Genomic DNA, 11,395 nt, shown 5'->3' with positions numbered 1-11,395 from the left:
TGAGAGGAATCAATATGATTAGTGTGCGTGACGGTAAAAAAGTTCTTGGGAAACATACTGTATTTGAAAATTTATTTATAGAATTTTCGAAGGGTGAATACTATACCTTGGCTGGCCCGAACGGGTCAGGAAAATCAACTCTTATAAGCTGTTTCCTGAGGCATCTATCGTTAGATAGTGGAAACATTATTCTGGAAAATAAAGTTGTAAATAACCAATCGAAGAACTACAGCAAGAAAGTGTTTGGCCTTAATGACTCCATAGATTGGTTGCCGGGCCTCAGCATAGGTCAGCATCTCGAGATGTTAAAAAATAATTTCTATTCCTCCCACAAAGATCAGACCCCTTCTTCCGTCAATGTCCACGAAGCTCTTGAAGAGCTCAACATAGCACAGGTGTACAACAGAGAACCCCATACATTGAGTTCGGGACAGGAGCAGCGCGCACGGTTAGCCACCCTCCTTCTGAGGCCCGCTACTTACTATTTCTTAGACGAACCGGAAAAGAGACTTGATAGGGAAGGCATTGAATGGATTACGGACTGGATACGGGGGAAAATAAGATCGGGTTGCATGGTCTGCATTGCGACACACGAGAATAAATTCATAGAAAAGTCACATAGAGTCGAATTCCCTCTCAGTGCTAAGTTGAGTACCCGAGAATGAAAAGTACTAGAGAGCATTTTATTGCTGTATATAACGCAATTATTTATACCATATTACCTTTAACAATCCTTATATCTGCGGCACTCTCGGTGAAGAGTCTAGAAGGAGCATATGGACCATACTATTTATCAAATTTAAATTCATTATTCTTCTACATGGGATTTTCCCTCATCTGGCTATTTATTTACTGCTGGACCCTTCGGACAGTAGGACCGCTGAGCAGTTCTATCTCGGAAATTTTTTGGAGATTCTCAAATTTTCCACTTGCGGGGAGGAATCCTTATTCCTATCGGGAGATAAAAATAGTTACCGCGCTTTGGGCGGTAGGTTTACTTCTAATGCAGATAATGTTCCTGGATATCTCTCCAATGAGCCATGCTCTGATTTTGTGTGTCTCTATCATTTATGGACTGACGATTGGGTTGGGTGTTTCTGGGGCGCAGATTAATGGAACGTATAGATTAATTAAAGTATGGGAAATAGTATTAATTCTACTTGGTCTATGTATCACTGTCGCAGGTTCTATGGGAAAGTATTCAGAATCTCTGAATCTGAGAATAATTTTCATGTTTGTTTCCCCTATTCTACTGGGTATTTTCTTATCCATATATGAGCAACTGAGGAGCTATAAAAAGTATATAACTATTGAAACCCTATCGGCCGCAAGCGCGCGGAGAACTTTAATAATCGGCGCTCTGTTGGGCATGAACATTTCCGAGAGTATATACTATAGTGCGCTGAATAGGAATTTGGTCAGGCTCAGATTCAATTGGCCGCCGCTTATTTCTTTAGTTTCTTCATTAAACTTTATATATATTTTTATATTTATAGTAATAGTATCAATTCCTATGGGTATTGTGCTTGGAATTTCTTTTGGCGACCTTGGTATTGGCGCTCTATTGGTTTCTGTGTGCTGGTTGATCGCTACGGTATATAGGGTGCTGCCTAAGGAATGGGTGTCTCAGCGTAGTACGAGAATATGGCTGGGAGGGTCTTATATAAAACAATTATTTGGGTATTCAATAGGACCCGCTATAGCGGCTATGCTGTATGTGTTTATTGTATCCCAAATGTTCTCATTGCCCATTTTTATCGTTGTGATGGCATTTTTCCTAGGAATGAATGTTTCCTTCGGGGATTCCACGCCAACGCGACAGGTTAACTATGATCTAGTTATTGTGCTCCATGAAGGAATTATTATTCCTTATGATCAATTTAGAATATTTGCATTAAACTTATTTACCATATTAGCTTATATATCAAGTTTCATTCTCGGCCCTGTTCCCGGGGTGTTAACTGCAATATCTTTATTTTTCTGGAATTTCTATAAACATTTAAAAAATTAGGCTTATATGGACATAAATCAGATTTTTGTGAGAGGCGAGAAGGTGAACCCGGCCTCTGCGGCGGGGGACTGGGTGGAGCAGAAGATGGGCTAGCCCAACGAATCTTCCGCGCAGAACAGCCGTGTGGTTTTCTTCTGTGGCTCGGTAAAAATTTATCCAAATACAAAATATACCCACAGGGTGCTGGGGGAGGAAAAACCTTGAAATATCGCGGCAGATGTCCTTTAAGCCTTGAAGGGATGCGTGGTTTTATCTGCGAAACATTGCGAAACTGCTCCACGGTGTGTGCGGCACCTTGCTAGAATGGGGGCAGGCAGGTGCGTCTGTCTTGCCGAGCCCCGGCACGGGCGGGCACACCCACAGTATGCGGCCACCAAACGGTGGCTGAAATCCAAACTCAAGGAGTCAGCATGCCTATTGCAACCCCGGAAAAATATGCAGAAATGCTTGAAAACGCAAAGTCCAAGGGCTTTGCCTACCCGGCCATTAACGTTACCTCTTCGCAGACCCTCAACGCCGCTATTGCGGGTTTTGCTGAGGCCGGCTCAGACGGTATTATCCAGGCGTCAACCGGTGGTGCAGCCTACTGGTCGGGTGCAAGCAAAAAGAATATGGTTGCCGGTGCTCTTGCCTTCGCGGCCTATGCCAGGGTGGTTGCAGACCAGTACGATGTCAACATTGCCCTGCACACCGATCACTGCCCCAAAGACAAGCTCGACTCCTATGTGCTGCCCCTGCTGACCGAGACGGAAAAGGCGGTTGCCCGCGGTGAAGACCCGATCTTTAACTCGCACATGTGGGACGGCTCGGCTATTGATCTGGCAGAGAACCTCGAAATAGCCCAGGAGCTCATTGCCCGCACCTCCAAGAACCACCAGGTGCTCGAGGTTGAGATTGGTGCTGTGGGCGGCGAAGAAGACGGCGTGGAAGGTGCCATCGACGACTCCCTGTACACCACAGTTGAAGACGCGGTAAAGACCGTTGAGGCAATAGGCCTGGGTGAAAAGGGTGCCTACATGGCAGCCCTCACCTTTGGTAATGTTCACGGTGTTTACAAGCCCGGCAACGTGCATCTGCGCCCCGAGCTGCTCAAGGAGATTCAGACCGAGGTCGGCGCCAAATACGGCAAGGGTGAGAAGCCCTTCTACCTGGTCTTCCACGGTGGCTCCGGCTCGACCGAGCAGGAGATTGCCGACGCGGTATCCTACGGTGTTATCAAGATGAACATCGACACCGATACCCAGTACGCCTACACCCGCCCCGTAGCCGGCCACATGTTGAGCAACTATGACGGTGTGCTCAAGGTTGACGGCGAGGTGGGCAACAAGAAGATGTATGACCCCCGTGTCTGGGGTGCTGCCGCCGAGGCAGGTATGACCGCCCGCGTGGTGGAGGCAGCCCAGCAGCTTGGTTCGGTGGGAACCTCGCTCAGGTAGTCCCAAAGATTCTTGTCTAGACCGTGACGGGGTCTGCCCCTGTGTGCAGGGGCAGACCCCGTTTTTCTGGACAAGACGGTGCTACTTCGTCTTTGCGTTAAAGGAGATGTGCGGCCTCTCGGGGCGCTGACCACAACAGAACAGGCTCTAGTTACAAGAAGCGGGCCGATAGCTCGCAGGCTATCTTGCAAAAATAGGGTATTTTGAAAGATAGCCCTCCAGCCGGGGGTACCTATTTTATAAAAATGCAGGATTTTGGAAGATAGCATGAAGAAGTACAGGACCCTCAAGAGCATTTTTCATGAACACGATGAGGCTACGGCCAGCGCGGAAGCTCAAGCCCACAGAGCACAAGGGTACCTCACCGGTATGAAACTCGGTGATCACGAACTCTTCTATGTACCAACGCGGGAAACTTCGATCCTCATGGAAAAAATCTATACTCACGAGGTTGAGATCGCGGGGATAGTCCAGCAGATACCGCCCGCCGCTGTGACCAGCTACCTATACCAACTGGTCACAGACGAGATTCTGTCAACCAACGAACTCGAGGGTGTGCGCTCAACCCGTCAAGAAATCATTGAAGCTCTTGAAGCGCAGCCGCGAGAGAACAAGCGGTTCAGAGAAATAGCAAAGCTGTATCTGTTTTTAGCTCGTGGGGAAGCGGCTGCACCACAAACACCCCAAGAACTGAGGTCTCTCTATGATGAGCTGATGGCGGGAGAGCTCGCCGATACCGACAACCTTGACGGGGAGCTCTTTCGCGCCAGACCCGTGTATATACGGGACGGCAATGGCAAAGTTATCCACCGGGGAACCGAAGACGAGGCTGCGATCGTGCGGAATCTGCGGGCCATGTTCGAGCATCTGCACGATAGCGATGTTCCGCGCCTGTTCTCTGCCGCCGTTGGCCACTTTATATTGGAGGCAACCCATCCCTTCTACGACGGTAACGGGCGGCTCGGACGTTTCCTTTTGAGCACCCAGCTGGTTGGTGTGCTGTTCAGCGGAACCGCTCTCATGCTTTCCAGAAAAATTAATGAAGAAAAATCCAAATACTATAAAGCTTTTTCGGTAGTTGAAGAGCCCCGCAACTATGCCGATGCCACCACTTTTCTCATCGCAATGCTAGAAATAATAGTCTCAGCCCAGCAAGATCTAGCACGAAACCTTTCGGAGAAAAAGCAACAGGTGGATCAGCTGTACCGTCGGATCTTTGAACCGGACGGGACCGCACTCATACAAGAGGAAGAACTTCGTCCCCCTCTCTACGTTCTGGGCCAGGTAGAGCTTTTCGGTAGAGACATCGGGATCAGCTGGGATGAGCTGGCCAAAAGCCTCGAAAAATCAAAATCCACGGTGCGCAAATATATGACAGAGCTGGAGAGATGCGGGCTCATCGACCGCATGTCATCAAAACCCCTGCGCATAAAACTCAGCGAGACGGGCCGCGACCTTCTTTTTCCACCCGATAAAACTGGGTAGCATGGTATGCACGGTCGAGAGAAACAATAAGGAGAACCTTCCATGACGCTGACGGGTAAAAACCTTCTCGGGGAACCGGCGCCCACCTACCTCCCCAAAGAAGCAGAACTGGAGTACCGCATAGGCTCCGGCGACTCCGCTCAAGAACTGGTAAAACAATTCCCCAAATCCTCAAAAGCCTGGGCCATCCTGGCAGAAGAGGCACTAGACTCCGGAAAGACTCTAGAGGGCTACGCCTACGCGCGGGTGGGCTACCATCGCGGCCTTGACGCCTTGCGCGCAGCCGGCTGGAAAGGCCACGGCCCCATTCCCTTCAGCCACGAACCCAACCGGGGCTTCCTCACAGCCCTCTTCCTCCTCGGCCGGGCGGCAGCAGCCATAGGTGAAACAGACGAAGCTGAGCGTATCGAAAAATTCCTTACCGATTCCGACCCGCAAGCACAGGCGGCCCTGCAAGGTTAACCGCAACAGTCCGGTATGCAGGGCGGTGGCGGTAGCCGCCACGAGCTACCGCCACCGCCCATCGGTGAGGCTTACAGTCACCCCAGTTCGCACTACCGCGCGAGATCGGGGAAAGCCTCGGCGACACCCGGGAAGGTGATCTTGCCGGCCTCGGTGTTGAGCCCCGACTGCAGGGACTGATCAGCAGCCAGCGCACTATCCACACCGGCGGCCAGCTTGAGCACGTAGGGCAGGGAGGCGTCGGTGAGCGCCACCGTGGAGGTGCGCGGTACAGCCCCCGGCATGTTAGCCACACAGTAGTGGCGGATACCGTCCACCTCGTAGATAGGGTCCGCGTAGGTGGTGGGCCGGGAGGTCTCAAAACAGCCGCCCTGGTCGATTGCCACGTCAATCAGCAGGGTAGTGGGCTTCATCAGCTTCAGATGTTCGCGGCGAACAAGCTTGGGAGTTTTAGCCCCCGGCACAAGAACGGAGCCGATAATGACGTCGGCCTCGGCAATCTCACGCTCAATATTGGCCGGAGTCGAATTGAGCACCCGCGCAGAGGAGCCGAACAGTTCGGCCAGCTCGCGCACCCTGGGGCCGTAGCCCTCAAGAATGGTGACCTCAGAACCCAACCCAACGCTGAGTAAGGCAGCCTGGGTCCCCACATTGCCGCCGCCGAGCACCACCGTGCGTGCCGGGCTCACACCGGGCACCCCGCCCAGAAGCACCCCGGGCCCGCCCTGGGTGCCCAGCAGATACTGGGCGGCAGCCTGAGCAGCTAGGCGCCCGGCAACCTCGCTCATGGGCAAAAGCAGCGGTAGAGACCGCCCGCTACGCACAGTCTCGTAGGCGATAGCGCGGGTACCGGCCGCCAGCAGGGCCTCGGTCAGGGGCCGGTCGGCTGCCAGGTGCAGATAGGTGAACAGGGTGAGGTCATCGCGCAGATACCTGTATTCGGGCTCAACGGGCTCTTTAACCTTAACGAGTAGCTCTGCCCGGGCCCAAGCCTCCTCCTGACTGACCAGCCGGGCACCTGCCTGCTCGTATTCGCGGTTGGAGAAGCCGGCACCGATGCCGGCATCCTGCTCAACCAGTACCTCGTGGCCTGCTTCAACCAGGGCGGAGACACCGCCGGGAGTGAGCCCGACTCGCTGCTCCTGAGGCTTAATTTCGCGGGGTACGCCGATACGCATGTTTGACCTCCACATATGCGCTTGGGGTGAATAATGCCCTTCCATTTTCTCGCGGATACGTGACATGTACAACCCTAACGCGGCTCCGATCGTGGACTATCCGGCCATAACCGCTACTCTCCCTCCCGTGTGCTTAGACTAGAGACCATGCGCTATACCTTCCTCGGCCCCTCCGGAACCTTTACCGAATCCGCCCTGCTCAGCCTGCCGGAAGCAGCAGAAGGGCGCCGGTTCCCCTCCAACACCGTCCCGGCCGCGCTCGACGCTGTGCGCGCCGAAGCTGCCGAGGCCGCCATGGTCCCCATCGAAAACTCTGTTGAGGGCGGTGTGACCGCCACCCTCGACTCCATAGCCCTCGATAACAGCCTGCGCATTATTCGAGAAGTGCTGGTACCCATACAGTTTGTGCTCGTGGCTAAACCCGGCACCCGCCTCAAAGACATCACCAAAATCTCCACCCACACCCACGCCTGGGCACAGGTACGCGCCTGGGCTCAAGAGCGCCTACCGCACGTCGAATATATACCCGGGCAGTCAACGGCGGCAGCAGCCCTCGCCCTCACCGAGGAAAGCCCCGGATACCAGGCGGCCATCTGCGCCCCGGCCCTCGCTCAAACCCACCCCCAACTGGCGGTACTCGAAGAAAACATTGGCGACAACAAAGAGGCGGTCACCCGGTTCGTGCTGGTGGCCAAAAACCCCGAAATCCCCCACCCCACCGGAGCCGATAAAACCACCCTGATGGTGCCCCTACCCCACGACCGCCCCGGGGCCCTCCTCGACCTACTCCAACAATTCGCCACCTGCGGGATCAATCTCTCCCGGATCGAATCACGCCCCACCGGCAGCTTCTTGGGCTCCTATTTCTTCTCAATCGACGCCGACGGGCACATCTACGACTCCCGTATGCGCACCGCACTGCGCGGCCTCCACCGGGTATCACCGCACATACAATTTCTGGGGTCCTACCCCCGCGCAGACTCCCGGCAGGTGACCGTCAAGGACATGCACACGGACCGGGCTTTCACGGCTGCCCACGACTGGCTAGAAAGCCTCTTCCCGGCAGGCAGACCCGCACGGTTCACACCGGAAAAACAACAAGAAAACTAGCTCAACCAGCGGCGGATCCTAGCCCCCTGCCGCCCGATACGCTGACCAAGCTCCCCGCACAGAATCTTGGCGGAATCCATAAGCTGCCGCTGAAGCCGCGGGTGAGAATCGACCATCTCCCGCGGAATCTCGGTCAATTTGCGCACCCGCTCCCGATCCTCGGGGTAAAGCGACACCTTCACAGCCGCCGGTAAAATCCGGGCAGAAAGAGACACCGCCTCATCAAGAACATCGCCGTCTATCTCAACCGGCTGAGGCTGGCCCAGAAAATCTACGCTCACCCTCTGCCCCACAGTGTGCTCAACCACCGGCCGTCGCCTGTCAAAAAAGCTAGGACCCAAAAGAAAACGCGCACTGAGCCGCACCCAGCCCACAAAATTGCGGGGGCTGAGAACAATTACTTCTAGCTGCCCGTCCCGGGCATCGGTGGTTGAGGCAAGCTTTACCCCACCCTGCACCTCACCGCAGTTAGCAATGAGCACAGACCGTATCTTACGGTGAACCGCCGGGGAATCATCAACGGTGATTTTAACCGGATGCCGCGGAGTCAGTATATTTTTAATCCCCGATTCAACGTAGGCAACCCAACCGATTTTTGCCTTGAGATCCTCATTGGTGTCGGTCATAATCTGTGCGTCGAACCCGGCCCCGCCCATCACAATAAAATCGCGTGTGCTCACGAGACCGTCCGCAGCCGTCATCTCTATATGCACCATATCAATGTCTTCAACCTGGCCGTGCAGGGCCGTGTTAACGCAGGAGGCAAGGTCCCAGTACTCCAGATTGAGATTGCGTGCCAGAAGGTTTCCGGTGCCCATCGGCACTATACCCATGGCCGCAGGGGTACCAGCCAGGGCAGCGGCAACCTCGCGAACCGTACCGTCACCACCCACCGCTAAAACAAGGTCAGCACCGCCGGCTACCGCTTCTTGAGCCATCGAATAGCCGGGGTCATCGGCTCTGGTCTCATAAAAGACCGGCTCATCCCACCCCGCCTCAGCAACCTGCTCACTGATCACCCGGCAACCATAGCGGGCGTTGGGTTTGACCGGGTTGAAAACCACGGCCACCCGTTTGGGGTCGCCGGCTTTAAGCATCACGTGCCAGGGGCGGTAGGTGGGAAAAAGATCAGGGCGCCTCTGCTGCCCCCATTTCACCAACAACCAAGACACCGCTGTATAGAGTGAGCTCACCGCCAGCCCACCGAACATCACAAACTTTTTCCTGGTTATTCGCATGGGTACCACCCTAACAGGACGCTCATCGATGAATCCCTGTTTTTCCGGTGAAACTTTCTGCGATCCCGCGTCATCTGGGGTAAATTGATAGTTGTGATTGATATTAACCTTCTGCGCGAAAACCCCGACCTCTTCCGTGAATCGCAGCGTAAACGCGGCGCTGATGTGACTCTGGTAGACAAGATCCTTGAGGCGGACTCCACCCGCCGGCAGAGTATCTCTGAATTTGAGAGCCTGAGGGCTCAGCAGAAGGCATTTGGCAAGAAGGTTGCCGCCGCCGACGGTGACGCAAAAGAGGCCCTCCTCGCCGAGGTCAAGGAGCTTTCTCAGCAGGTTACCGAGGCCAAGACAGCCTCCGAAGAGGCACAGGCCGAACAGGATAGGCTGCTGCTCACCATCGAAAACCTGGTGATTGACGGTGTACCGGCAGGCGGCGAAGACGACTTTACGGTACTCAAGACCGTGGGCCAGGCCCGAGATTTTGAGGCAGAAGGGTTTGCCCCCCGAGACCACCTGGAGATCGGTGAACTCGTCGACGGCATTGACATGGCCCGCGGGGCTAAAGTTTCGGGGTCCCGATTCTACTTTTTGAAGGGCCATGTGGCGCGTCTGGAGCAGGCACTGCTCACCATGGCGCTCGACCAGGCGGTATCCCACGGCTTCACCATGATGACCACCCCCACCCTGGTGCGGCCCGAGATCATGAACGGTACCGGTTTTAATGTCAAGCACGATGACGAAATCTACCGCCTAGAACGCGACGACCTCTACCTGGTGGGCACCTCCGAAGTCTCCCTTGCCGGCTACCACACCGATGAGATCATTGATCTTTCTCGGGGCCCGCTCAAGTATCTGGGCTGGTCATCCTGCTATCGTCGTGAGGCGGGCTCTGCGGGGAAAGACACCCGCGGCATTATTCGTGTTCACCAGTTCAACAAGGCTGAGATGTTTATCTATGCGGCGCAGGAAGACGCCGAGCAGTTGCACGCCAAGATGCTGGCCTGGGAAGAAGAAATGCTGCAAAAGTGCGGCCTGTCCTATCGGGTGATTGACACGGCTGCCGGTGACCTCGGTTCATCTGCCGCCCGTAAGTTTGACTGCGAGGCATGGGTGCCAACCCAGGGCACCTACCGTGAGCTGACCTCAACCTCAAACTGCACCACCTACCAGGCTCGACGGCTGAACGTGCGTGAGCGCCTAGCAGATACCGTTGACGAGTCGGGGAAGGTGAAGAAGGGCGGTACCAGGACGGTGGCCACCCTCAACGGCACCCTGGCAACAACCCGCTGGCTGGTGGCTATCTTGGAGACCCACCAGAATCGTGACGGCTCGGTGAATGTTCCTGCCGCCCTTCAGCCCTACATGGGCGGGCTAGAGGTGATCCCGGTGGTGGAGAGGTAAGAAGGTGCCCCCACCGAAATCCTGGGTTTCGTCCGACTTCCTCTGTTATTTCCTAGGAACTCGGACGAAACCCAGGAACTCGATGCCCCGCTACCGCCCGAACCAGACGGTTGAGGTCTCGGATAAAAACCTGTGGTTCATGAACAACATGCTGCCACCCCACGCGGAAGAGGAACCAGCCCTGATTTTGCAGGGCTTTCTCCCGCTGGCGTTCCCTTGCCAAAATCGTGTCAGAGGCCCCAAAATCTGTGAGTTTCATGCGTCCGTCAAACTCCACGAGAAGGGGTAGCCCCTCCAGCGCAAAATCACTCCGGTAAAGGCAACCATCGACGTGAATATTCACCTGCTCTCTGAAGCGTAAACCCATTTCTATGAGGCGCAGACGGGTGTAACTCTCGCCCACAGATTCGGCGAGCGGGCTCATATGTTCGGCAACCCACCGCATTTTTCGGCAGCAACGACCCCGACTCCCTAACAGTTTTTCCCGCAAGCTGCGCACATCTACCGTGCCGCGAAACAGGGCAGCATCTGCTAAGGCTAGGGCATCTCCTGTGGGAAGGATGCGAACAGAATCTGCGACAGTCTGCAGTGCAGAAGTGGTTATCACCTCCCCGCTGTGGGTAACCGTTGCGGTGTCGGGGGTGAGAAGGATATGTTTCTTTACTCCCGGTACGGTTGATTTAGAGTTTGTCCCCGCGTAGATATGGACCGGCTGCTGTGACGGCACCGGTAGCCCCATAATTTGAGCGGCGCTAGTGTGCGAAAAAACTGTTTCGGGATGTCGTATAAAATATCCCGCTACCCTTAGAAATTGTTCTTCCCAGGGGTGAAGGGTGTTGAGGAAGTCCGTGCGACAGTAGACGCCGCGATGGATGCGGTCTATCTTTCCCTGGGCCGCTAGGGAGCTGATCTTTCGATTTGAGTAGCCCATAAGGTGAAGCTGCCGGCTTGTTTTGAGGGCTGAGAGATAGTCATCGAGGTTTCTGTTCATAGGTCTAGCCTGCCCTGAAACTTCTCCTCGAAGGAATAGCGGGAGAAAAATGTGGATAACTTTTGGTAAAGCTGCACTGACTT

At 54.7% G+C, this 11,395-nt stretch carries 10 protein-coding genes; 7 read left to right on the top strand and 3 right to left on the bottom strand.

The window, feature by feature from the left end; all coding sequences use genetic code 11:
* Window positions 1-14 precede the first annotated feature (14 nt).
* From ACS1BR_RS06945 to ACS1BR_RS06925, 5 genes are all read left to right on the top strand, one after another.
* A complete protein-coding gene (locus tag ACS1BR_RS06945) occupies window positions 15-665 on the top strand; it encodes an ABC transporter ATP-binding protein (RefSeq protein WP_463561233.1) in 651 nt (216 codons plus the stop codon).
* The gene (locus tag ACS1BR_RS06940; RefSeq protein WP_463561232.1) at window positions 662-2,011 is read left to right on the top strand and encodes a hypothetical protein; all 1,350 of its coding nucleotides are present in this window, start codon (window positions 662-664) and stop codon (window positions 2,009-2,011) included. The genes ACS1BR_RS06945 and ACS1BR_RS06940 overlap by 4 nt, the downstream gene beginning before the upstream one ends.
* Before the next feature lie 410 nt (window positions 2,012-2,421).
* Window positions 2,422-3,447: a class II fructose-bisphosphate aldolase gene (gene fbaA, locus ACS1BR_RS06935; protein ID WP_463561231.1), complete on the top strand. Its 1,026-nt coding sequence runs from the start codon at window positions 2,422-2,424 to the stop codon at window positions 3,445-3,447.
* 267 nt (window positions 3,448-3,714) lie between these two features.
* A complete protein-coding gene (locus tag ACS1BR_RS06930; RefSeq protein WP_463561230.1) occupies window positions 3,715-4,932 on the top strand; it encodes a Fic family protein in 1,218 nt (405 codons plus the stop codon).
* A gap of 42 nt (window positions 4,933-4,974) precedes the next feature.
* Window positions 4,975-5,394, top strand: coding sequence for a DUF3151 domain-containing protein (locus tag ACS1BR_RS06925; protein WP_463561229.1), 420 nt, complete (start codon window positions 4,975-4,977; stop codon window positions 5,392-5,394).
* A 92-nt stretch (window positions 5,395-5,486) separates the two neighbouring features.
* Here ACS1BR_RS06925 and ald read toward each other — a convergent pair whose 3' ends face one another.
* The gene (gene ald, locus ACS1BR_RS06920) at window positions 5,487-6,572 is read right to left on the bottom strand and encodes an alanine dehydrogenase (protein ID WP_463561228.1); all 1,086 of its coding nucleotides are present in this window, start codon (window positions 6,570-6,572) and stop codon (window positions 5,487-5,489) included.
* A 147-nt stretch (window positions 6,573-6,719) separates the two neighbouring features.
* Here ald and pheA point away from each other — a divergent pair, with 147 nt between their 5' ends.
* Window positions 6,720-7,682 (top strand): prephenate dehydratase, encoded by a 963-nt coding sequence (gene pheA, locus ACS1BR_RS06915; protein ID WP_463561227.1) that lies wholly within the window; start codon window positions 6,720-6,722, stop codon window positions 7,680-7,682.
* On the opposite strand, the gene ACS1BR_RS06910 is transcribed toward pheA, so the two are convergent.
* A complete protein-coding gene (locus tag ACS1BR_RS06910) occupies window positions 7,679-8,920 on the bottom strand; it encodes a diacylglycerol/lipid kinase family protein (RefSeq protein ID WP_463561226.1) in 1,242 nt (413 codons plus the stop codon). The two genes, pheA and ACS1BR_RS06910, sit on opposite strands and share 4 nt — an antisense overlap.
* A gap of 93 nt (window positions 8,921-9,013) precedes the next feature.
* Here ACS1BR_RS06910 and serS point away from each other — a divergent pair, with 93 nt between their 5' ends.
* Window positions 9,014-10,321: a serine--tRNA ligase gene (gene serS, locus ACS1BR_RS06905; RefSeq protein ID WP_463561225.1), complete on the top strand. Its 1,308-nt coding sequence runs from the start codon at window positions 9,014-9,016 to the stop codon at window positions 10,319-10,321.
* A 52-nt stretch (window positions 10,322-10,373) separates the two neighbouring features.
* Here the strand turns inward: serS and ACS1BR_RS06900 are convergent, their stop codons facing one another.
* Entirely contained in the window at window positions 10,374-11,312 is a 939-nt protein-coding gene (locus tag ACS1BR_RS06900; RefSeq protein ID WP_463561224.1) for a type IV toxin-antitoxin system AbiEi family antitoxin domain-containing protein, read from the bottom strand.
* Window positions 11,313-11,395: the final 83 nt, after the last annotated feature.

The organism is Rothia sp. 18CD1-1, assembly GCF_055285355.1.
This window is presented reverse-complemented; position numbering and strand designations above follow the sequence as displayed.